The organism is Streptomyces sp. NPDC060028 (assembly GCF_042736725.1).
Lineage (GTDB): Bacteria > Actinomycetota > Actinomycetes > Streptomycetales > Streptomycetaceae > Streptomyces.
This window is the reverse complement of the sequence record NZ_JBHWVJ010000039.1, coordinates 29,489-50,864: the sequence shown is the minus strand read 5'-3', so window position 1 is coordinate 50,864 and position 21,376 is coordinate 29,489. Positions and strand designations below refer to the sequence as shown.

Annotated in this window: 19 protein-coding genes and 1 pseudogene; 10 read left to right on the top strand and 10 right to left on the bottom strand. The window is 71.2% G+C overall.

From position 1 onward, the window contains the following. Positions 1-15: 15 nt before the first annotated feature. From ACFWBF_RS20610 to ACFWBF_RS20585, 6 genes and pseudogenes are all read right to left on the bottom strand, one after another. A complete protein-coding gene (locus ACFWBF_RS20610; protein ID WP_385603649.1) occupies positions 16-504 on the bottom strand; it encodes a hypothetical protein in 489 nt (162 codons plus the stop codon). Then, complete coding sequence (locus ACFWBF_RS20605; protein WP_385603646.1) at positions 501-830, bottom strand: plasmid mobilization protein; 330 nt, start codon at positions 828-830, stop codon at positions 501-503. Before ACFWBF_RS20605 ends, ACFWBF_RS20610 begins: the two co-directional genes overlap by 4 nt. Positions 831-971: 141 nt before the next feature. Continuing rightward, positions 972-1,322, bottom strand: a complete 351-nt coding sequence (locus ACFWBF_RS20600; RefSeq protein ID WP_385603643.1) for a hypothetical protein — start codon at positions 1,320-1,322, stop codon at positions 972-974. After that, positions 1,319-1,465 (bottom strand): hypothetical protein, encoded by a 147-nt coding sequence (locus ACFWBF_RS20595; RefSeq protein WP_385603640.1) that lies wholly within the window; start codon positions 1,463-1,465, stop codon positions 1,319-1,321. The genes ACFWBF_RS20600 and ACFWBF_RS20595 overlap by 4 nt, the downstream gene beginning before the upstream one ends. 86 nt (positions 1,466-1,551) lie before the next feature. Then, positions 1,552-1,740: pseudogene (locus tag ACFWBF_RS20590) on the bottom strand (DUF6232 family protein); the annotation flags it as partial. A 96-nt stretch (positions 1,741-1,836) separates the two neighbouring features. Continuing rightward, entirely contained in the window at positions 1,837-2,886 is a 1,050-nt protein-coding gene (locus ACFWBF_RS20585) for a glycoside hydrolase family 6 protein (RefSeq protein WP_385603638.1), read from the bottom strand. A 260-nt stretch (positions 2,887-3,146) separates the two neighbouring features. On the opposite strand from ACFWBF_RS20585, the gene ACFWBF_RS20580 reads away from it, so the two are divergent. From ACFWBF_RS20580 to ACFWBF_RS20570, 3 genes are all read left to right on the top strand, one after another. Further along, positions 3,147-3,656: a MarR family winged helix-turn-helix transcriptional regulator gene (locus ACFWBF_RS20580; RefSeq protein WP_385603635.1), complete on the top strand. Its 510-nt coding sequence runs from the start codon at positions 3,147-3,149 to the stop codon at positions 3,654-3,656. Between the two features lie 70 nt (positions 3,657-3,726). Beyond that, a complete protein-coding gene (locus ACFWBF_RS20575) occupies positions 3,727-4,056 on the top strand; it encodes a DUF3817 domain-containing protein (RefSeq protein WP_385229209.1) in 330 nt (109 codons plus the stop codon). A 94-nt stretch (positions 4,057-4,150) separates the two neighbouring features. After that, on the top strand, positions 4,151-5,851 hold the full coding sequence (locus ACFWBF_RS20570) for a methylmalonyl-CoA mutase (protein ID WP_385603632.1): 1,701 nt from the start codon (positions 4,151-4,153) through the stop codon (positions 5,849-5,851). A 96-nt stretch (positions 5,852-5,947) separates the two neighbouring features. On the opposite strand, the gene ACFWBF_RS20565 is transcribed toward ACFWBF_RS20570, so the two are convergent. Beyond that, on the bottom strand, positions 5,948-6,595 hold the full coding sequence (locus tag ACFWBF_RS20565) for a TetR/AcrR family transcriptional regulator (RefSeq protein WP_385603630.1): 648 nt from the start codon (positions 6,593-6,595) through the stop codon (positions 5,948-5,950). Positions 6,596-6,836: 241 nt separating this feature from the next. On the opposite strand from ACFWBF_RS20565, the gene ACFWBF_RS20560 reads away from it, so the two are divergent. From ACFWBF_RS20560 to ACFWBF_RS20530, 7 genes are all read left to right on the top strand, one after another. Further along, a complete protein-coding gene (locus tag ACFWBF_RS20560; RefSeq protein WP_385603627.1) occupies positions 6,837-7,835 on the top strand; it encodes a tetratricopeptide repeat protein in 999 nt (332 codons plus the stop codon). A gap of 594 nt (positions 7,836-8,429) precedes the next feature. Next, on the top strand, positions 8,430-9,074 hold the full coding sequence (locus ACFWBF_RS20555; protein WP_385229197.1) for a DUF6230 family protein: 645 nt from the start codon (positions 8,430-8,432) through the stop codon (positions 9,072-9,074). Between the two features lie 112 nt (positions 9,075-9,186). After that, positions 9,187-9,744 carry a DUF6114 domain-containing protein gene (locus tag ACFWBF_RS20550; RefSeq protein ID WP_385603624.1) on the top strand — a complete coding sequence of 186 codons (558 nt, stop codon included), beginning with the start codon at positions 9,187-9,189 and terminating at the stop codon, positions 9,742-9,744. Further along, entirely contained in the window at positions 9,734-11,059 is a 1,326-nt protein-coding gene (locus tag ACFWBF_RS20545; RefSeq protein ID WP_385603621.1) for a hypothetical protein, read from the top strand. The genes ACFWBF_RS20550 and ACFWBF_RS20545 overlap by 11 nt, the downstream gene beginning before the upstream one ends. A 231-nt stretch (positions 11,060-11,290) precedes the next feature. Next, a complete protein-coding gene (locus ACFWBF_RS20540; protein ID WP_385603619.1) occupies positions 11,291-12,187 on the top strand; it encodes an FG-GAP repeat domain-containing protein in 897 nt (298 codons plus the stop codon). 20 nt (positions 12,188-12,207) lie between these two features. Beyond that, complete coding sequence (locus ACFWBF_RS20535) at positions 12,208-16,083, top strand: hypothetical protein (RefSeq protein ID WP_385603616.1); 3,876 nt, start codon at positions 12,208-12,210, stop codon at positions 16,081-16,083. After that, complete coding sequence (locus ACFWBF_RS20530) at positions 16,080-16,313, top strand: hypothetical protein (protein WP_385603612.1); 234 nt, start codon at positions 16,080-16,082, stop codon at positions 16,311-16,313. The genes ACFWBF_RS20535 and ACFWBF_RS20530 overlap by 4 nt, the downstream gene beginning before the upstream one ends. A 74-nt stretch (positions 16,314-16,387) precedes the next feature. On the opposite strand, the gene pyk is transcribed toward ACFWBF_RS20530, so the two are convergent. The 3 genes from pyk to pta all read right to left on the bottom strand — a co-directional run bounded on the left by pyk (position 16,388) and on the right by pta (position 21,229). Further along, positions 16,388-17,818: a pyruvate kinase gene (gene pyk / locus ACFWBF_RS20525; RefSeq protein WP_385603609.1), complete on the bottom strand. Its 1,431-nt coding sequence runs from the start codon at positions 17,816-17,818 to the stop codon at positions 16,388-16,390. Between the two features lie 63 nt (positions 17,819-17,881). Continuing rightward, a complete protein-coding gene (locus tag ACFWBF_RS20520; protein ID WP_385603605.1) occupies positions 17,882-19,099 on the bottom strand; it encodes an acetate kinase in 1,218 nt (405 codons plus the stop codon). A gap of 45 nt (positions 19,100-19,144) precedes the next feature. Continuing rightward, complete coding sequence (gene pta / locus ACFWBF_RS20515) at positions 19,145-21,229, bottom strand: phosphate acetyltransferase (protein WP_385603603.1); 2,085 nt, start codon at positions 21,227-21,229, stop codon at positions 19,145-19,147. Positions 21,230-21,376 lie beyond the last annotated feature (147 nt).

Below are 21,376 nucleotides of genomic sequence, written 5' to 3'. Positions count from 1 at the left end.
CACGGCGCGGACGTGTCACACGGCGTGGACGTGCACATCGGGCGGCTGAAGCACCGACAGGTACGCGGTGATGTCCTCCGGATCACTGGTGAAGATCACCGCGCTGCCGTGCTTCGCGGCGGCCAGGGCCACGCAGGCGTCAACGGCGTCCGGCCGCTTCTTCGGGGGGAGTTGGGCCTCCCCGAGGACGGTACCGATTCTGCGCCAGTCCGTCAGGTCGAAGCCCATCGCGCAGGCGATGCACTCCGGACGGCCCGCCTTCGTCTCGCGCATCGGCGGGGCCGAAGTCCTTGCCTGTGGCACGGAACAGTCCTTGAGCGTCGTGGCCAGCGCATGTACCAGCGCCGGGTCGGGACGCCACACCTGAGCCAGCACCGGCCCGAGGACGAGGGCCCGGTGCGGGGTCTCCTTCAGGGCTTCATGCAAGTGAACCGCCTTGGCCTTGCGGTCGGCAAGAGCGATGAGCATCCCGGAGTCGTAGACGGGGACCCTTCCCGCGCTCACGCGGCTTTTCCGGAACGCGCACCGGGCCGATCCGCCCCGTAGACGAGATCGAGGGCCGCTTCGACCTCCCGCCGCTCCTGCTCCGTCAGTGCCCCGACGGCCGTGTCATCCTGCGGCGCGCCCGCAGCCTCGACTTCAGCCGCGGCGATCAAGGCGTCCACGTCCGCGAACTGCGCCTCTATGGTTTCGGTCTCCGCCATCTGCCGCGTCGCGGCGTGCACGAGATACGCGGAAACGTCCAAGCCGGCTCGCTCGGCATGCCGCCTGATGCGCTCGGCCTGCTCCTGCTCAAGGCTGATGCTGATCCTGGTCTTGGCCACAGCCATAGTGTATGACGCGTATTACGCCCCGCCAAGCCTGGCTCACCTCGTGGTGTCGGGGCGGGAGCAGCCGCCACGATGGAACGGCACCTGGCCCGAGGCTGAACCCCCGCCCCGCCTCTCCGCGCCGCCGACGCCTGGAAGGGGTCAGCCGCCGAGCAGGGCGAGGAAGCGGCGGACCGCTTCGACCACCGGCAGTCCGACCTCGCCCACCACGGCGGCGACCCCGGCGATGGCGCCGAGCGCCCGGCGCACGGCCCCCGGGGGCGCGGCGTCGCCCTCGTGGACGGTCTCCAGGGACTCGTCGATGACCTCGCGGTCCGCGGCCGAGACCTGGCCGCGGAGCACCTGGATCAGGCCGATCATCTCGCGGTAGACGGCCTGCGGGTCCTGGGGGCCGTTGTAGGTGTTCTTGATCTGGCCGATGTTGCCGGTTCCGCCGTAGACGTTGACGTTGTCGCCGATCTGGCCGACCCGGTAGCCCTCGTTGCCGGTCATCTGCCCACCTTGCCCGTGTTGTTGCGGCCGCCGAACATGTTGATGTTGTCGCCGACCTGCCCGATGTAGTTGTTGACCTTGACCTCGAAGTCGGCGTGCGGATCGTCGATCGAGTCCATGATGCTGTGGACGAGGTAGTGCACCTCGTGGTCCTCGTCAGCATCGCCGAGACCAGCCGGACGACGGCGAGGACGGCCACGGCCAGGGCGGCGATCACCGCGAAGCGGGTGAAGGTCTCCCGGTCGTCGCCCGTGGTGGTCTGCTTGAGCGCCCAGAGGGCGAGCAGCGTCACCACCGCCAGCGTGACGACGGCCGTGGTGAAGCGTCCGACCGCGGCCTTGCGGTCGGGGTGGATCCGTACGGTCGTCGCCCTGGCGATGTTGTTCAACGGATGCGCCTCGGCGCCGATCCACAGCACCAGCCATTGCGGATCCCCCTCCACGTGCCCGTAGCGGACAGGATCCTCGCCAACTCCCCTTCCGGCAAGGAGTTTTGGCCAGGCGGGGACGGTGCTTCAGCCTTTCGAGCGACGGGCCAGCCCCAGGGCGTAGTCGGGCCACCAGCGGCCGGCGGCGGGGCCGCCGCGGCAGGTCCCGTCGGACTCGCCGGGACGCTTGACCCACAGGTACGCGTCCACGAGCGGGTCGCCCGTCCGGTCGGTCGGCGGGGTGCCCAGGGACCGGCCCGGCGGGTTGCACCAGGTCTGCGCGCGGTCTCCGGCCAGCGGGCCGTCGCCGTTGCGGCTGGTGTCGATGACGAAGTGCTTGCCCTGGGTGGCCTCGGAGATCCTGGCGCCGTACGCGCGGCCGCCCTCGTCGGGCTGGAAGCCGGAGACGTTGAGGGAGAAGCCGTCGGCGCGGGCGAGCCCGGCCCTGCCGAGGGGCTCGACGAGTTTCGCCGGATCCGGGATCCGGGCCGGGTCGCCGGCGTCCAGGTAGACCTTGGTGTTCTTGTTCCGCTTGAGCCGGTCGACGGCCTCGGAGAGCAGTCGCAAGCGCTCGTCGCGGCGGTCGGCCGGGGTGCAGCCGTCGACGACGTGCGGGACGGCGTCCGGCTCCAGGACGACGAGGGCCTTGCCGTCGCCGATGCCGTCGGCGACGGCGCCGATCCACTTGCGGTACGCGGCGGCGTCCCGGGCGCCGCCTGCCGGGTGCTGCCCGCAGTCCCGGTACGGGATGTTGTGCGCGGCCAGTACCAGGGTCCGGCCGGCCGCCCTGGCGCCGGCCCGCGCCCGGCGGATCTCCGGACCCGGGTCGCCCGCCGGCCCCCACAGCGCCATGGGCCGGTCGGAGATCCGGCGCAGCACCTGGGCGTCGCTGTTGCGTCCCTGCGCCTCCCAGGCGGCCACCTGCCGGGCGGCGTCGCTCTGCGGGTCCACCCAGAAGGGGGACTCCTCGGCCGGGCCGGCCGCCGCGGGCCCCTCGGGCGGCGCGGACTGCGGCCTCGCCTCGGGAGCCGGGCCGCACCCGGGGGCGGCGGCGAGCAGCAGCGCGAGGCCGGTGGCGGCGGCGAGGGCGGTGGGGAGGGGGTGGCGGCGGGCGGCGGTGCGGCGACGGCCTGGCATCCGGCTTCCTCGGGACGAAGGGTCGGGCAGCGGACCGGGATAGCGTGACATAAGGGGCATGTCGGGCGAGGGTGCGACACTGCTCGCCCCCCCCGCCGGGCCCCGGGCGGGGGCCCGCGTGGGAGCCCGTGTGGGAGCCTGCGCTCACCGTCCGAACGCGTTGCCGGATCGGCCGCCCGGCCAGCCCGCGCCCTGCCCCGTCTGGGCCGAGGAGTGAGACGGGGCACCCCGCCAAATGACCGACCGGTAGGGTCGCAGGCGTGCCAAAGCCGCTCAGCCTTCCCTTCGACCCCATCGCCCGCGCCGACGAGCTCTGGCAGCAGCGCTGGGGGCCGGTGCCCTCGATGGCCGCCATCACCTCGATCATGCGGGCGCACCAGATCCTGCTCGGCGAGGTCGACGCGGTGGTCAAGCCGTACGGGCTGACCTTCGCGCGGTACGAGGCGCTGGTGCTGCTGACCTTCTCCAAGGCGGGCGAGTTGCCGATGTCGAAGATCGGCGAGCGGCTGATGGTCCACCCGACCTCGGTGACGAACACGGTGGACCGCCTCGTGCGGTCCGGCCTCGTCGCCAAGCGCCCGAACCCGAACGACGGCCGCGGCACCCTCGCTTCCATCACCGACAAGGGTCGCGAGGTCGTCGAGGCGGCGACGCGGGACCTGATGGAGATCGACTTCGGCCTGGGCGCGTACGACGCCGAGGAGTGCGGCGAGATCTTCGCCCTCCTGAGGCCCCTGCGGGTCGCCGCCGACGACTTCGAAGAGGCGTAGCGAAGGTGCGTAGCGGGGATCACGCCGCCCCCGTCAAGATCGCGCAAACCGGACGGCTAGGCTCGACGGCATGAAGAAGAGCGTGCTGACCCGCTACCGGGTGATGGCCTTTGCCACTGCCGTCATGCTGCTGGTGCTCTGCACCTGCATGATTTTCAAGTACGGCTTCGACAAGGGCGCGGACCTGACGTTCGTGGTGTCCCAGGCGCACGGCGTGCTCTTCATGATCTACGTGGTCTTCGCCTTCGACCTGAGCTCCAAGGCGAAGTGGCCGTTCGGCAAGATGCTGTGGGTCATGCTCTCCGGCACGATCCCGCTCGCCGCGTTCTTCGTCGAGCGCAAGGTCCGCGCCGAGATCGAGCCGCTCGTGACCGACTCCCTCGCCACCGCGAAGGCCTGAACACTCGCGTTTCGCTCGACCGTACCGCCCCCGGGGTGACTCTCCGGGGGTTGCCCATCGACATTTACTAGGACGTCCTAGTAAATTCAACGGTATGGACGCTGACGCCATCGAGGAGGGCCGCCGCCGCTGGCAGGCCCGTTATGACAAGGCCCGCAAGCGCGAGGCCGATTTCACCACGCTCTCCGGGGATGACGTCGATCCCGTCTACGGGCCCCGGGCCGGCGACTCGTACGAGGGATTCGAGCGCATCGGCTGGCCGGGGGAGTACCCCTTCACCCGCGGTCTGCACCCCACCGGGTACCGCGGCCGGACCTGGACCATCCGGCAGTTCGCCGGCTTCGGGAACGCCGAGCAGACCAACGAGCGCTACAAGATGATCCTGGCCGCCGGCGGCGGCGGGCTCTCCGTCGCCTTCGACATGCCCACCCTCATGGGGCGGGACTCCGACGACCCCCGCGCCCTCGGCGAGGTCGGGCACTGCGGGGTCGCCATCGACTCCGCCGCCGACATGGAGGTGCTGTTCAAGGACATCCCGCTCGGGGACGTCACCACCTCCATGACCATCTCCGGGCCCGCCGTGCCCGCCTTCTGCATGTACCTCGTCGCCGCCGAGCGGCAGGGAGTCGACCCGGCCGTCCTCAACGGGACGCTCCAGACCGACATCTTCAAGGAGTACATCGCCCAGAAGGAGTGGCTCTTCGAGCCCGAGCCGCACCTGCGCCTCATCGGCGACCTCATGGAGTACTGCGCCGCCGGCATCCCGGCGTACAAGCCGCTCTCCGTGTCCGGCTACCACATCCGCGAGGCCGGGGCCACGGCCGCGCAGGAGCTCGCGTACACCCTCGCCGACGGCTTCGGGTACGTGGAACTGGGCCTCTCCCGCGGGCTGGACGTGGACCACTTCGCGTCCGGGCTCTCCTTCTTCTTCGACGCGCACCTCGACTTCTTCGAGGAGATCGCCAAGTTCCGCGCCGCCCGCCGGATCTGGGCCCGCTGGATGAAGGAGGAGTACGGCGCCAAGACCGACAAGGCGATGTGGCTGCGCTTCCACACCCAGACCGCCGGGGTCTCGCTGACCGCGCAGCAGCCGTACAACAACGTCGTGCGCACCGCCGTGGAGGCCCTCGCGGCCGTCCTGGGCGGGACGAACTCGCTGCACACCAACGCCCTCGACGAGACGCTCGCCCTGCCGAGCGAGCAGGCCGCCGAGATCGCCCTGCGCACGCAGCAGGTGCTGATGGAGGAGACCGGCGTGGCCAATGTGGCCGACCCGCTGGGCGGTTCCTGGTACGTCGAGCAGCTCACCGACCGCATCGAGGCGGACGCGGAGAAGATCTTCGAGCAGATCAAGGAGCGCGGCCTGCGCGCCCACCCGAACGGGCAGCACCCGATCGGGCCGATCACCTCGGGCATCCTGCGCGGCATCGAGGACGGCTGGTTCACCGGGGAGATCGCCGAGTCGGCCTTCCAGTACCAGCGTTCGCTCGAGAAGGGCGACAAGCGGGTCGTCGGCGTCAACGTCCACCACGGATCGGTCACCGGGGACCTGGAGATCCTCCGGGTCAGCCACGAGGTGGAGCGGGTCCAGGTCCGCGAACTGGCCGAGCGCAAGGGCCGGCGCGACGACGCCAAGGTCAAGGCGGCGCTGACCGCGATGCTCGACGCGGCGCGCGACGGCTCGAACATGATCCCGGCCATGCTCGACGCGGTGCGCGCCGAGGCCACGATGGGCGAGGTCTGCAACGTCCTGCGCGACGAGTGGGGCACCTACACGGAGCCGCCCGGCTTCTAGTGCTGTGGCGGCGGCTCGACGCTGGAGGGCCGGTCGCGCCCCCGCCCGTACGGGTGGGGGCGCGGCCGGCCCTTTTCCGTGTCCGCGGGAGCCGGGTCAGGCCGCCGGGGCCGGGCCGCGCAGGCCGTGCATCAGGAGGGCCGTGAAGGTGGCGACCCACAGTTCGTCGACCGGCTCCGAGCTGACCAGGGCGCGGTGGACCACCGTGCCCGCGATGACGTCGAAGATCAGGTCCGTGGTGCGGCCCGCGAGGGACTCGTCCTCCTCGTACGGGAGTTCGCCGCGGGCCTGCGCCCGCTCGCGGCCCAGTACGACGAGACGTTTCTGCCGGTCCACGATCGCCGACCGGATCCGGTCGCGCAGGGCCTCGTCCCGGGTGGACTCCGCGACCACCGCCATCAGGGCCGTACGGGCCTCCGGGCGCCGCAGCAGCTCCGCGAAGCGCAGGACCACGTACTCGATGTCCGCCTCCAGGGAGCCCCGGTCGGGCAGCTCCAGGGAGTCGAAGAGCTCCGCCACCGCGTCCACGACCAGCTCGTTCTTGCCCGCCCAGCGCCGGTAGAGGGTGGTCTTCGCGACCCCGGCCCGCGCCGAGACGTCGCCCATCGTCAGCTTCGACCAGCCCAGCTCCACCAGCGCGTCGCGCGTCGCGGCGAGGATCGCGGCGTCCGCCGCCGCACTGCGCGGACGGCCGGTGCGGCCGCCGGGCGGGGTGGGGGTGGGGCCTGAGCTGGGGTTGCGCATGGCCGAGACCATACCCGCCGGTAGGGGAACCGCCCGGACCCCTGAAGGTGTGGTTCAGATCACGGATCGGATCACGGGGCGCCGAGGGGCGAAGGGAGTTACGCTACGGGTCGTAGCGTAAGAGCGACAACCACGCGAGCTACCGGCGCCAGGTGGGGACCAGGCGCCACACAGCAAGAAGGTTGGGTCCGATTCGGCCGATCTTTTTCGTCGGTGCGCGCACTCGGGGGAGGATGTACGCATGCAGCCCAGAAACATGTCCATGAGCGGCGTCGTAGACCTCGCCGCGGTGAAGGCGGCCGGCGAGGCCAAGGCGAAGGCCGAGCAGGCGCGCGCGGAGGCGGCCCGGCGTGCCGCCCAGGGCGGCGCCCCCGCCTCCCCCGGTGCGCTGCCGCCGTCCGCCCTCGTCATCGACGTAGACGAGGCCGGTTTTGAACGCGATGTCCTCCAGCTCTCCGCGGAGGTCCCGGTCGTCCTCGACTTCTGGGCCGAGTGGTGCGAGCCGTGCAAGCAGCTCAGCCCCCTGCTGGAGCGCCTGACCGTCGAGGCGAACGGCCGCCTCGTGCTGGCCAAGGTCGACGTCGACGCCAACCAGATGCTGATGCAGCAGTTCGGCATCCAGGGCATTCCGGCCGTCTTCGCCGTGGTCGCGGGCCAGGTCCTGCCGCTGTTCCAGGGCGTGGCCCCCGAGCAGGAGGTCCGCGCGACGCTGGCCCAGCTGGTCCAGGTCGCGGAGGAGCGCTTCGGGATCATCGGCATCGAGGTCGACCCGAGCGCCGAGGCGCCGGCCGCCCCGGTCGCCGGGGCCGCGGCCCCGGCGGGCCCGTACGACGCGCTGCTGGAGGCGGCCGTCGTCGCGCTCGACGCCGGTGACCTGGGCGGCGCGGTGCAGGCGTACAAGAACGTACTGGCCGACGACCCGGCCAACACCGAGGCGAGGCTGGGCCTGTCCCAGGCCGAACTCCTTGCCCGCGTCCAGCACATGAACCCGCAGGTGGTGCGCGCCGAGGCGGCCGAGAAGCCGAGCGACCCGGCGGCGCAGATCGCCGCGGCGGACCTGGATCTGGTCGGCGGCCACGTGGAGGACGCCTTCGGGCGCCTGGTGGACACCGTCCGCGTGACGTTCGGTGACGACCGCGACGCCGTACGGGTGCGGCTGCTGGAGCTGTTCGAGGTCATCGGGGCGGACGATCCGCGCGTGTCGGCGGCCCGCACGGCGCTGGCGCGGGTGCTGTTCTAGAGGCGCCGTCGAGAGGCGCCCCGTGGGCCGGTGGACCACCGGCGATTGTTGACACGAAGCCCAACAGCGGTCGCACTTTGCCAAAACTTGGTAATTGCGGCCGCTGTTACTCGCAGTAAATCGAACCCCGTGAACTGTCCGGTGTGTTCACTCTTCCGCCGATCTGTCGTGGCCTTCGGTGACACCCTGTGTTGCTGCCCGACGTCAGTGGGTCGTACGTAGGTTATCTGGCCGTTACCCGCCAGTAACGAACCCCCTTGTGCCCCGGCCTGTAATGGACCACGATCGGCGACGCTCGGTCCTTCCCGCAGAGCCGCTCATCCGGAGCCGCGGTGGAGGGTCCCCACCGAGCCGGCCGGTGGCAGTGGCACCGGCCGTGGGACAGGGGGGTCTCCGCCGCACGGTGGAGCCTGTCCTCCAGGTTGCGCGAACGCGTGGCCAAGTGGTTGTCGCTCGGGGGTGATCGCCGGTGTACCGGACGCGGCCAGGCCGCGGCTCGGCCGCCTGCGCTCCTTCCCGAGGACGTAGCACTTCTCCCATCCCAGGACGGGCACGGCCCGGACCGGAGATGTACGTCCGAGAAGGAGGAACAAAATGAGTTCTCAGGTTCGTGGTGGGACCAGATGGAAGCGCTTCGCGCTCGTCATGGTGCCGAGCATCGCGGCCACGGCCGCGGTCGGTGTGGGTCTGGCGCAGGGTGCCCTCGCGGCGTCCTTCAGCGTCTCCGGCCAGGACTTCAAGGTCAGCGCCGAGAAGCTCGACGGTGACAACCTGATCCAGTACGGCAGCGTCACCAAGGGCAAGGACCTCAAGGGCCCCGGCGACGTGTACCACCCGGTCACCATCTCCGGGTTCAGTCACGCCGAGATCACCAACATGTGCCAGTCGCTGGTGACGCCGACTCCGCTCGGCAACATCACGCTCCAGCTGCGCACGGGCAACAAGGGCAAGCCGGCGGTCGCGGACAACATCTACCTGGATGTTGCCGAGCTCGACGCCGACGCCGAGTTCACCGACCTCGACATCGGTGTGGCGGTGGGCGACGGCAGCCACACCACCAAGCCGCAGGCCGGCACGGTGTCCAACGGTGCGCTGTTCTCGCAGCGCGCCAAGAAGGCGGTCCTCACCAACGTCAAGCAGAAGGCATGGGCGACGACGGCGGGCACCTTCAAGCTGCCCGACCTCAAGCTGCGCCTGCTCGGTGGCGACCAGCCGTGCTACCAGGACATCAAGGACTGAATCCGTCCCGGTGCATGACCGGACAGGCGGGCGGTGGTGAGAGCCGACGCCCGCCCGCCCGTCCGGGCTTCACAGATTTCTCCGTACCACCGTTTCCAGGGAGCTGTTGTCCATGAACCACCAGGCCCCGGTCTACGTGCGCGCCGAAGATGACGCCTTGCTCACCGCTGCGTACTACCACTTCCATGCCTGGAGTGGTCGCCGTCCCTTCTGGGCCGGGTTGTTCACGCTCTTCGGTGGTATCCCGATCATGTACTTCCCGTACGCGGACCTCCGGCTCGGCAACGTCACCTTCGCGATGGCGACGACGGCTGGTTCCGGTTCGCTGATCATCGGCATCCTCCTGGTCACGCTGGGCTTGGCCCTGTGGTTCCAGCAGGGCGCCCGGGTCTTCGCCGGGGTCGCCGCGATCCTGCTGGCCCTGGTGTCCCTGCCGATGTCCAACCTCGGCGGTTTCTTCATGGGCTTCACCGGGGCCATGATCGGCGGCGCACTCGCGCTGGCGTGGGTTCCGGCCAAGCCGGTGGACGAGACGGCACGGGCCGACGGGGCGGACAGGGCCGAGGCGATGGCGGGGCACCCGGGCATCCCCGGACCGCGTGACACGGAGACGGCATACGCGAGCGAGACGACTGCCCACGCCGATGGCGGGAGGAACAGTGCGGGGTGACGAGACGCAGCGGGGTGTGGCCCCAGGCGCAGAGTCCCGTGAGAGAAAGGGTCCGCGGCACGCGGCGCCCAGGAAGTCGCTGCTGACCAAGATCCAGATACCCGTCGGCAAGACGATGGCGCTGGCGGCCATGCCGACGGCGGTCTTCGTCGGGATGGGCATGGCGCCCAAGCTCGCCCTGGCCGACGACAAGGAGATCCCCTTCGCGCCGGGACCGTGCGTGACGCGGTCCGACGAGCCCGCGGAAGCGGACACCGCGACGCCGTCGCCCTCGAAGTCCCCTTCGAAGACGCCGTCGCCGAGTGCCTCGCCCACCGCGACCCCCTCGCCGGTTGTGACCCCGTCCGCGTCGAAGTCGGCGTCGGCCGAGAAGCCCGCGCAGAAGCCGGCGGCCAAGCCCGCCGAACAGCCGGCGGCGAAGCAGGCGGCTCCGGTCGCCCCCGTCGTTCCGTCGGCGTCCAAGACCGTGAACCCGCTGGACCCGCTGGGTGTCGGCGACAAGCTCAAGGGCGTCCTCGACGAGCTCGGCAAGCCCTTGACGGGCACGGGGACGGCGGCCGCCCCGGCGCCCGCGACCCCGGCCAAGCCTGCCACCACGCCCGCGCCCGACCCGGCGGCGGACGCGATCCGCGATGCGGCGAAGAAGGCCGGGGCCGAGGTCTCGGAGCTGTCCAAGGAGGTCAAGGACACCGCCACGACCCCCAAGGACGAGACGGGCAAGACCGCCGACGACAAGGCGGACGACAAGGCGCAGGACGCGTCGGACGACGAGGCCGACGACGCCAAGCCCACGCCCGGGGCCTCGAAGGACGCGGACGGGAAGGAACCCTTCCCCTGCCCGACCTACGACGCCAAGGCGCTGGCCGACGCCGAGCTGGAGCCGGGCATCCCGCTCCTGCCCGACGACCCCTGGTACCTCAACAGCTCGATGCTGACCCTCTACGGCCTGGACTACCACGGCATCGTCGAGGTGAAGACCGCGGGCGGCAAGACCAAGAAGGTCCTGAAGTTCACGGCGGACTCGCTGGACATCAAGGACCTGTACCAGACGGTCGGCAAGGAGGGGAAGGTCGCCCACCTGAAGTCCCGTCCGGGCTCCACGTCCAAGATCCGCGGCGCCACGGTGACGATGTACACGGAGAGCCTCAAGGGCAACCTCTTCGGCCTGATCCCGATCGAGTTCACTCCGAACAGCCCGCCGCCCCTGAACGTTCCCTTCGCGTTCTTCACGAACGTCAAGGTCGTCCAGGCCGGCCAGTTCGGCGGCACCCTCACCGTCCCGGGCCTCAAGAACTACATCGGCCCGCCGGAGTAATCGCAGCTCACCCGCCTTTCCGACGGCCCGTCCCCCTCGCCGGGGGACGGGCCGTCCGGGTTGTGACCCACAGGTAACTCATAGGATCTTCACAGCAGTTGATGTCTCGACTAGCGTGAAGCCGCCGCTGTCACAGACGCGGCGCGCGGCTGTCCACGGGGGGACTCTCGAGCACTTCGGTGTGCCCATGGCATGCCTGCGCTCGTGACGTCCTTAAGGATCCGCACTTTCATGCTGCACACGATGAACCGCTCGGTGCGCCGGGCGGTGATCTGCGCGATCGGCCTGGTGCTGGCCGCCGTCGCGGTGGGGGTGTCCGGAGCCGCGCCGCCGCTCTGGACCGGCCGGACCGAGAACGCGGCGGCCGCCGGAGCCCAGTCCGCGGGCCCCCTGAAGACCTTCCCGCTGTTCACCCGCGGCAGCGGCAAGCTCCGCGCGTACGAGGCGAACGGCACCGGTGGCCTCAAGGCCGGTTACGAAATGGGCGGCGGGTTCGGTGACGCGACCGCGCTCGCGGCGGCCAACGTCTCGGAGGGCGGCAGGGGCAACGACCTGTACCACCGGATGAACAACTCCCTGTACTACACCGCCGAGCACGGGAACGACACGAAGCTCATCGGCAGCGGCTGGGACATCTACAACCTGCTCGTCTGCGTGGGCAACATGGGCGGTACGTCGGGCCCCGACCTCGTCGGCCGGGACGCGGCCGGAGCCCTGTGGCTCTACCCGGGCAACCCCGACGGCACCCTGGCCGCCCGCGTCAGGATCGGCTCGGGCGGCTGGAACGCGATGACCGCGCTCGCGGGCCGCGGCGACTACACGGGCGACGGCAAGGCCGATCTGCTCGCCCGCCACAGCGACGGCAACCTCTACCTCTACCCGGGTACCGGCAGTGCCGTCGCCGACGGCGCGCTGGGCACCCGTATCGCCCTCGGCGCGGGCTGGAACGCGTACAAGGCGCTCGTGTCGGCCGGTGACACCGACGGCGACGGCAAGACCGATCTGATCGCCAGCGAGCCTTCGGGCGCGCTGTGGCTGTTCAAGGGCACCGGCAAAGCCGCCGCTCCCTTCGCCCCCCGCGTGCAGATCGGCACCGCCGGCTGGGCCGCCTTCGACGTCCTCTTCTGAACAGAACGGCTGATACCGGTATGCGCAAGAACGCACCGCCGCCCAGACGCCGTCGCACCGGCGCCTGGACGCGTTTCCTCACCACCACCGCAGTGGCCACGGCCGCCGCGGTCACCTTCACCGGCAGCGGCATCCAGCCGCCCGCCGACTCCCTGGACACGGCCCGCCCCGCCGCGGCCTCCGGGTACGACCTGAACGACGCCAAGAAGGTCCGCGACGCGCAGTGCCTGCTCGGCAACATCCTGCGCAAGGGCGGCGCGGAGATGAAGGCCGTGGCCCGGGCCGGGCTGAACGGCACGGAGGGCGAGCTGCTCGCCGCCGCCGCGCCGAACTTCTGGGACCCCACCCCGCTGGCCGCCGCGTACGACAAGGACCACGCCGCCGCCGACGCGAAGTTCGCCGAGATGGACGAGCGCGACAAGGCCTGGCAGGCCTCGCTCTACATGCTCGACACCCCGCCCGGCTACACGTACACCGGCTTCCAGTGGCCGCCGAACCCGAGCATCTTCACCGAGACGGGCTTCGCGGGCTGGATCGCCGACCGCTTCTGGACCGGCGAGAACGACCACTACGTGGATCCGCACCCGCTCGCCAGCAAGGAGTCCGCCGACGCCGTCACGGCGATCGCCAACGCCCGCTACTACCCCAACGGGTCCTACGAGGACCGCTCGGCGTGGGAGTGGGACATGCAGCACGGTCACCCCATGTACGCGGACGACGCGCGCATGTTCCTGGAGAACGGCGGCTTCCCGACGGCGGCGCCCGAGCCGGACACCATGGAGTTCCGGGTCGACGTCGAGAACCTGAAGGCGCGCTTCGCCTCCTGCGCCACCAGCAACCCGGTGGACCCCCACCAGGTGCTGACGGCCGAGGTGGCCGTGGCCTCGCAGGAGTGGCAGAACGAGATCGCCGGCCAGCGCACCCAGCGCGACACCATCCTGGGCGCGGAGCAGGCCGCCTCGAAGGACCTTCAGACCGCGGCGCAGGCGATGGCCGAGGCCCTGGGCCAGTCGATGATCGCGAGCCGGCTCGCGGACTGGGAAGCGCACTTCCTGAAGGTCCCGGCCGGCAGCGGACGCCCGCCCGCCTCCGAGTACACCAAGGCCCGCACCTGGATCGAGCAGGCCAAGGCACGCGCCACCGGGCGGCTGTACGTCGCTTCGCGCGCGGCTGAGGACGCGCAGGCCCAGGCCGACATCGTCACCGCTGCGCAGACGCAGGCGTACCAGCTCGCCGACCAGGCGGGTCTGCCCCGCGGCCGCGGACTGCTCTACGGCCAGCAGGCGGCGCAGATCACCAAGGCGTCCGCCGCGGCCGCCCTGGCCGCGGCCAAGGCGACCGAGACGGCGCTGAACGCCACCCGGGCCTCGGCCGCCGACAGCAAGACCCTGAACTCGCTGGCGATGACCCAGGCCCACGCCTCGAAGGCCGAGTTCCGCCGCAAGGCGGCGCAGGAGGCCGAGGCGCAGGCCAAGGCGGCCGCCGAAGGAGCCGCCGCCCAGGCGGTGAAGGCGGCCGAGAACGCGGCGAAGGCCAAGGCGGCCCAGGTCAAGGCCGCCGAGGCCGAGACCACCGCCAAGAACGCGGCGGCCGACGCCAAGGCCAAGCGGGAGAAGGCCGAGGCCGAGCGCGACTACGCCAAGTCCCAGAAGGAACTGGCGGAGTCGGAGCGCGGCAAGGCGGCGGCAGCCGAGTCCACCGCGCAGGACCAGCGCCGCATCGCGGCCGAGAAGCTCACCGCCACCCAGGCGGCCGGCCGCACGGCCGGCGAGCAGAAGGACGCCGCCCTCAAGGCCGAGCAGGACGCGGTCTCCGCCCGTGACGACGCCATCGACGCCGAGACCCGGCGCGACGCGCTGAACGCCCAGGCGGCCGCGGCGGAGTCCCAGGCCGCCGCGGACGAGGGCACCTCGGCGGCCGGGGCCTCCCGCGCCGCCGCGACCAAGGCCCGCTCCGAGGCCAACGACGCCACGAGCGCGGCCACCGCCGCCCGCGCGGCCGCGAACGCGGCCACCACGGCGGCGTCCAACGCGCGCGCCGCGGCCACCCGGGCCGAAGGCGCCGCGAAGCGGGCCCAGTCGGCGGCGGACCAGGCCAAGGCCGACGTCGCCGTCACCGGCGCGGCCGTCACCAAGGCGCACGCGGCCGCCGCCGAGGCGATCGACGCCTCGTGGCAGGCGAGCTGGAACGCGATCACCGCCAAGGCCCAGGCCGACACGGCCAAGGCGAACGCGGCCAAGGCGAAGGCCGACGCGAGCGTGGCGCGCACCGAGGCGCTCGCCGCGGGCGCCGAGTCGATCCGTACGGCAGGGTTCGCCTACGCGACGGCGCAGGCGGCCGCGGCCGCCCGTGACTCGGCGGCGCAGGTGATCAAGCCAGCCAACGACGCCATCGAGATGGGCTCCCCGTACAAGGAGACCGACGCCTCGGCGGGCCTCGCGGTCCTCACGGGCCAGGCGGCGAAGACCGCGGCCGAGCGCCAGGCGGCCGTGGCCCAGGCCAAGTCGGACCAGGCCGCCAAGGCGGCGGCGGAGGCCAAGGCGCTGGCCGCCAAGGCCGACGCGGACGCGAAGGTCGCGGCGGAGGCGGCAGCCTCGGCGGCGGACTGGGCGGCGAAGGCGGCCAAGTCGGCCGCGGCGGCCCAGGCGTCGGCGAACCAGGCCGCGGCCTCGGCGAAGGCCGCGAAGGCGTCCGAGGCCAAGACGGTCGCCTACCACGAGCAGGCGACCGAGGACGCGGCGGCCGCCCAGTCGGCGGCCACCACGGCCGACGGATACGCGAACGCGGCGGACTCCGCGGCCACCGACGCGGAGCGGGACGCGGCATCCGCCCGCACCGCCGCGGCGGGGGCCGAGGCCGACGCGGGCGCCGCCCGCGGCGTCGCCACCCAGGCGGAGAAGGACGCGACCACCGCCGAGGCGGCGGCCGCACGCGCCCAGGAGGCCGCCGACCAGGCCCAGGTGATCGCCAAGGAATCCGAGAGCTGGAAGGCCGAGGAGAAGACGGCCAAGAGCGCGGCCGTCTCGGACCAGGGACAGGGCGTCACGGGCGAGGGCGTCGTCTGGGTCGCCAGTCTCAAGGACGCTCCGGAGCCGATCAGCGACTGCGTCGGCACCGGCGGCTGCGACATCACCTTCCGCCACCACGTCACCGGCACGGTGGTCTACCTGCTGTTGATGTGCGACCTGCCGGAGGTGCCGCTCGGCGACTGCATCGGCAACATCTCCTCCGAGTACCTGACGCAGGTGCCGATCGACGTCTCCAAGGACAAGGTCGAGCACATCGCGGGCCGGGACCTCGCCGAGGCGGCCGTCAAGGGGATCGTCCACGCGCTGCTCGACGACATCAAGGGCTGCTTCTGGGACCTCCAGCTGTCCAGCTGCGCCTGGATCGCCGCGGAGTTCGCGATCCCGGGGATCCTCGGCCTGCTCTGCAAGGCCGTGGTGGGGATGCGGGCCGCGATCAGGGCCGGGCGCGCCCTGGCGGCGTTCGAGGCGGAGATGGCCTCACTGGGCGCCTCCGCCGCCGCCATCAAGAACGTGACCGGCGGGCTGAAGGTGTCCGAGCTCGTCGCCGCGGAGATGAAGAAGGCCCTGAACGTCGGCAAGCTGAGGGGGCTGAACAACAAACAGCTGGGCGAGAAGCTCTGGGACAACACCACCGGCGACGGACCGATCAACGCCGAGGGTGCCTACAAGATGATGAACGTCGAGCATCTCGCCGACGTCAAGAAGCTGTTCAGCAAGGCCGAGATCACCACCGTGCGTGACGCGTACGCGGAGGTCCACCGGCTCCGTCCGTACCACCCGGTCGCCAACCCCGCGGGCAACAAGAGCGCCGGCCCCCGGGCGGACCTGATGGACTGGCTGCTCCAGCACTGGGACGATGTGCCATGAGAACTCGTTTCTACGCCGACCGGCACGAACCGCTGACGGTCCACTTCGAGATCATCGGCGGTGAGCGCGTCATCGATCCGGGCGACTGGATCGACGTCGAATTCGCCGAGTCCGAGACACCGAGCTCGGTCCAGCCGATGGGCGGCGTCCTGATCCTGACGCAGGAGGGCGACGGCTCCATGCGGGTCTGGGACTCCTCGGGCCGGGAGATCGATCCCGGCGGCGAGTGACCGGATGAAAAAGCCGAGGGCGGCACCCCGATCCGATCGGGGTGCCGCCCTCGGTCCGTGCGGGGCGGAGCCGGTCAGTCGCGGGCGCCGCCGACCAGGTGGTGCACGCGGACCATGTTGGTCGTGCCCGGGACGCCGGGGGGCGAGCCGGCCGTGATGATCATGGTGTCGCCCTGGTTGTAGCGCTTGAGCTTGAGCAGCTCAGCGTCCACGAGGTCGACCATCGCGTCCGTGTTGTCCACGTGCGGGACGACGTAGGACTCGACGCCCCAGCTCAGGGTGAGCTGGTTGCGGGTGCCGGCGTCGGTGGTGAAGGCCAGGATCGGCTGGGACGCGCGGTAGCGCGAGAGCCGGCGGGCGGTGTCGCCGGACTGGGTGAAGGCGACGAGCGACTTCGCGTCCAGGAAGTCGGCGATCTCGCAGGCCGCGCGGGCGACGGAGCCGCCCTGGGTACGGGGCTTCTTGCCCGGGACCAGCGGCTGCAGGCCCTTGGAGAGGAGCTCCTCCTCGGCCGCTGCGACGATCTTCGACATCGTCTTGACGGTCTCGATCGGGTAGGCGCCCACCGAGGACTCGGCCGACAGCATGACCGCGTCCGCGCCGTCGAGGATGGCGTTGGCGACGTCGGACGCCTCCGCGCGCGTCGGGCGCGAGTTGGTGATCATCGACTCCATCATCTGGGTCGCGACGATCACCGGCTTGGCGTTGCGGCGGCACATCTCGATGAGCCGCTTCTGGACCATCGGGACCTTTTCGAGCGGGTACTCGACGGCCAGGTCACCACGGGCCACCATGACCGCGTCGAAGGCGTCGACGACGGCCTCCATGTTGGCGACGGCCTGCGGCTTCTCGACCTTGGCGATGACGGGGACCCGGCGGCCCTCCTCGTCCATGACCTTGTGGACGTCCTTGACGTCGCTCGCGTCGCGCACGAAGGACAGGGCGACCATGTCGCAGCCCATCCGCAGGGCGAAGCGCAGGTCGTCGACGTCCTTCTCCGAGAGGGCGGGGACGTTGACGGCCGCACCCGGCAGGTTGATGCCCTTGTGGTCCGAGATGACACCGCCCTCGATGACGATGGTCTTGACCAGGGGACCCTCGACCGCGGTCACCCGCAGCTCGACGTTGCCGTCGTTGATCAGGATCTGGTCGCCCTTGGAGACGTCACCCGGCAGGCCCTTGTAGGTGGTGCCGCAGATGGACTTGTCGCCCGGGACGTCCTCGGTGGTGATGGTGAACTCGTCACCGCGCACCAGCTCGACGGGACCCTCGGCGAAGGTCTCCAGACGGATCTTCGGGCCCTGGAGGTCGGCGAGGACGCCGACGGCGCGCCCGGTGTCCTCGGAGACCTGCCGGACGCGGTCGTACCGCTCCTGGTGTTCTGCCTGGGATCCGTGGCTGAAGTTGAATCGGGCCACGTTCATACCTGCCTCGATGAGCGCTTTCAGCTGCTCATACGAGTCGACGGCGGGGCCCAGCGTGCAGACGATTTTGGAACGGCGCATGGAGCGGATCCTATCGGTTTGTTTCGTAGCGGAATATTCCGTCTGGCGGAAAGTCCAAAGTGACTAGCCGGTAACCAATTCGTACGCCTGGGCGGCGATCTCCAGTTCCTCATCGGTCGGGACCACGGCGACGGCCACCCGGGCGCCTTCCGCCGAGACCAGCCGCGGCTCGGGGGAGCGCACCGCGTTGGCCTCCGGGTCCAGGACGAGGCCCAGCCCGGCCAGGCCGTCCAGCGCGGCCTCGCGGACCTGGTGGGCGTTCTCGCCGACCCCGGCCGTGAACGCCACCGCGTCCACCCTGCCGAGCACCGCCGTGTAGGCCCCGATGTACTTCTTCAGCCGGTGGATGTACGTCGCGAAGGCGAGACTCGCCGCCTCGTCGCCCTCGCCCGCCCGCCGCAGTACCTCGCGCATGTCGTTGTCGCCGCACATGCCCAGCAGACCGCTCTTCTTGTTCAGGAGCGAATCGATCTCATCCACCGAGAGGCCGCCCACCCGGGCCAGGTGGAAGACGACCGCCGGGTCGAGATCGCCCGAACGGGTACCCATGACCAGCCCCTCCAGCGGGGTCAGGCCCATGGACGTGTCCACGCACACGCCGCCCCGGACCGCCGAGGCGGAGGCGCCGTTGCCCAGGTGCAGCACGATCACGTTGACCTCCTCGGGGGTCTTGCCGAGCAGCTCGGCCGTCGCCCGGGAGACGTACGCGTGGGAGGTGCCGTGGAAGCCGTACCGTCGCACGGAGTACTTGTCCGCGGTCGCGGCGTCGATCGCGTACCGGGCCGCGTACTCCGGCATCGTCGAGTGGAACGCCGTGTCGAAGACGGCGACCTGCGGGATGTCGCCGCGCAGCGCGCGCGCCACCTCGATGCCCGTGACGTTCGCCGGATTGTGCAGCGGAGCCAGGGGGATCAGGTTCCGGATCTCCGCCAGCACCTCGTCGTCGATCACGGTCGGCCGCGTGAACCGGGTCCCGCCGTGCACCACCCGGTGGCCCACGGCGGCCAGTTCGGGGGAGTCCAGCCCCATGCCGTCGGCGGCGAGCTCCGCGGCCACGGCCTTCAGCGCGGCCTCGTGGTCCGCGATCGGGCCGAGCCGCTCCCGCTTGCCGCCGCCGCCGGCGCCCGCGTCGGCCAGTGGCTCGTGCACGAGCCGGGAGGTCTCCTCGCCGATCCGCTCCACCAGGCCGACGGCGAGGCGGGACCGGTCCGCCATGTCGAGGAGCTGGTACTTCACCGACGAGGAGCCGGAGTTGAGGACGAGTACGCGCGATGCGGTCACGATGGGGTCTTTCCTGTTCGCAGTCGGTCGGTCGGGGGAGTTCGGTCAGGCGGTGGGCGCCGGTGCGCCCTGCGCCTGGATCGCGGTGATCGCCACGGTGGTGACGATGTCCTGCACCAGCGCGCCGCGCGAGAGGTCGTTGACGGGCTTGCGCAGACCCTGGAGCACCGGGCCGACCGCGACGGCGCCCGCCGAGCGCTGCACGGCCTTGTACGTGTTGTTGCCGGTGTTGAGGTCCGGGAAGATCAGCACGGTGGCGCGGCCGGCCACCTCCGACCCGGGCAGCTTGGTCGCGGCGACCGAGGGCTCCACGGCGGCGTCGTACTGGATCGGGCCCTCGATCAGCAGATCGGGACGCTGCTCACGGACGATCTCGGTGGCCTTGCGGACCTTGTCCACGTCCGCGCCGGTGCCGGAGGTGCCGGTCGAGTACGAGAGCATCGCGATCCGCGGCTCGACCCCGAAGGCGGCCGCGGTGGCGGCCGACTGGACGGCGATGTCGGCGAGCTGCTCGGCGCCCGGGTCCGGGTTGACCGCGCAGTCCCCGTAGACCAGGACCTGGTCGGCCAGGCACATGAAGAAGACCGAGGAGACGATGGAGGCCTCGGGCTTGGTCTTGATGATCTCGAAGGCCGGCCGGATGGTGGCGGCGGTGGAGTGCACCGCACCGGAGACCATGCCGTCGGCGAGGCCCTCCTGGACCATCAGCGTGCCGAAGTAGTTGACGTCGGTGACCACGTCGTGGGCCAGCTCGACGGTCATGCCCTTGTGGGACCGGGCCTTGGCGTAGTACTCGGCGAACCGTTCCCGCAGCGGGGAGGTCGCCGGGTCGATGAGCTGGGCGCCCGAGATGTCGATGCCGAGGTCGGCGGCCTTCTTCAGGATCGCCGGCTCCTCGCCCAGCAGCGTCAGGTCGCAGACCCCGCGGCGCAGCACCACGTCCGCCGCGCGCAGCACGCGCTCCTCGGTGCCCTCGGGCAGGACCACCCGGCGGCGCTCGGAGCGGGCCTGCTCCAGCAGCTCGTGCTCGAACATCATCGGGGTGACGCGCTCGGAGCGGGCCACCGACAGCAGGTCGCGCAGCTCGGCGGTGTCCACGTGCCGCTCGAACAGGCCGAGCGCGGTCTCCAGCTTGCGCGGGGTGGCCGAGTTCAACCGGCTCTGCAGCGAGAAGAGTTCGGCGGCCGTAGGGAAGCTGTTGCCGGCCACCGAGACGACCGGGGTGCCCGGGGCCAGCTTCGAGGCCAGCGTCAGGATGTCCTTGCTCGGGCGCTCGTTCAGGGTCAGCAGCACACCGGCGATCGGCGGGGTGCCGGAGGTGTGCGCGGCGAGCGCGCCGACGACCAGGTCGGAGCGGTCCCCGGGGGTGACGACCAGACAGCCCGGGGTCAGGGCGTTCAGGAAGTTCGGCAGCATGGCGCCGCCGAAGACGAAGTCCAGGGCGTCGCGGGCCAGCCCGGCCTCGTCGCCGAGGAGCACCTCGCCGCCGAGCGCCCGGGTGATCTGGGCGACGGTCGGGGCGGACAGTGACTTGTCGTCCGGCAGCACGTAGCAGGGCACGGGCAGCCGGGCGGCCAGGCGCTCGGCTATCACCTCGCGGTCCTCCTCGGCGACCCGGTTGACGACCATCGCGACGACGTGGCAGCCCAGGCTCTCGTACGCCCGGTAGGCGTTGCGGGCCTCGGCGCGCACGGCCTCGGCCTGGTGCCGGGTGCCGCCGACCACGGGCACCACGACGGCCCCCAGCTCGTTGGCGATGCGGGCGTTCAGCGCGAGCTCGTCGGGCAGGTTGGTGTCGGCGTAGTCGGTGCCGAGGACCAGCATGACCTCGTACTCGCGGGCCACCCGGTGGTAGCGGTCGACCAGCTGGGAGACCAGCTCGTCGGTGCCCTTCTCGGCCAGGATGGCGGACGCCTCCTGGTACTCCATGCCGTAGGCCGTGGCGGCGTCCTGGTCTATGCGGTAGCGGGCCTTCAGGAGGTCGAAGAGCCGGTCGGGAGCGTCGTGCAGCAAGGGCCGGTACACACCGACCCGTCCTGTCTGCCGGGTCAGGAGCTCTATGATCCCCAGCTCGACGACCTGTCGGCCGTCCCCCCGCTCGATGCCGGTCACGTACACGCTGCGCGTCACGCGTGCTCTCCGTCCGTGGTTTGTACTGGTTGGTATGGGCTTGCCCCTTGACAATACCTCTGCGGGTCGATAGGACGCCCGCCGGTAAAAGGGCCCATGGGACAGGTCGAAAGGCCTGGTGGGGGTCGTGCCGACCGAGGGGACAGA

What these genes read in the sequence shown, in the direction of transcription:
- ACFWBF_RS20605 (WP_385603646.1), bottom strand. Translation starts at nt 830, where the DNA reads ATGGCTGTGGCCAAGACCAGGATCAGCATCAGCCTTGAGCAGGAGCAG.
- ACFWBF_RS20600 (WP_385603643.1), bottom strand. Translation starts at nt 1,322, where the DNA reads ATGACCGGCAACGAGGGCTACCGGGTCGGCCAGATCGGCGACAACGTC.
- ACFWBF_RS20585 (WP_385603638.1), bottom strand. Translation starts at nt 2,886, where the DNA reads ATGCCAGGCCGTCGCCGCACCGCCGCCCGCCGCCACCCCCTCCCCACC.
- ACFWBF_RS20575 (WP_385229209.1), top strand. Translation starts at nt 3,727, where the DNA reads ATGAAGAAGAGCGTGCTGACCCGCTACCGGGTGATGGCCTTTGCCACT.
- ACFWBF_RS20570 (WP_385603632.1), top strand. Translation starts at nt 4,151, where the DNA reads ATGGACGCTGACGCCATCGAGGAGGGCCGCCGCCGCTGGCAGGCCCGT.
- ACFWBF_RS20565 (WP_385603630.1), bottom strand. Translation starts at nt 6,595, where the DNA reads ATGCGCAACCCCAGCTCAGGCCCCACCCCCACCCCGCCCGGCGGCCGC.
- ACFWBF_RS20560 (WP_385603627.1), top strand. Translation starts at nt 6,837, where the DNA reads ATGCAGCCCAGAAACATGTCCATGAGCGGCGTCGTAGACCTCGCCGCG.
- ACFWBF_RS20555 (WP_385229197.1), top strand. Translation starts at nt 8,430, where the DNA reads ATGAGTTCTCAGGTTCGTGGTGGGACCAGATGGAAGCGCTTCGCGCTC.
- ACFWBF_RS20550 (WP_385603624.1), top strand. Translation starts at nt 9,187, where the DNA reads ATGAACCACCAGGCCCCGGTCTACGTGCGCGCCGAAGATGACGCCTTG.
- ACFWBF_RS20540 (WP_385603619.1), top strand. Translation starts at nt 11,291, where the DNA reads ATGCTGCACACGATGAACCGCTCGGTGCGCCGGGCGGTGATCTGCGCG.
- ACFWBF_RS20535 (WP_385603616.1), top strand. Translation starts at nt 12,208, where the DNA reads ATGCGCAAGAACGCACCGCCGCCCAGACGCCGTCGCACCGGCGCCTGG.
- ACFWBF_RS20530 (WP_385603612.1), top strand. Translation starts at nt 16,080, where the DNA reads ATGAGAACTCGTTTCTACGCCGACCGGCACGAACCGCTGACGGTCCAC.
- pyk (WP_385603609.1), bottom strand. Translation starts at nt 17,818, where the DNA reads ATGCGCCGTTCCAAAATCGTCTGCACGCTGGGCCCCGCCGTCGACTCG.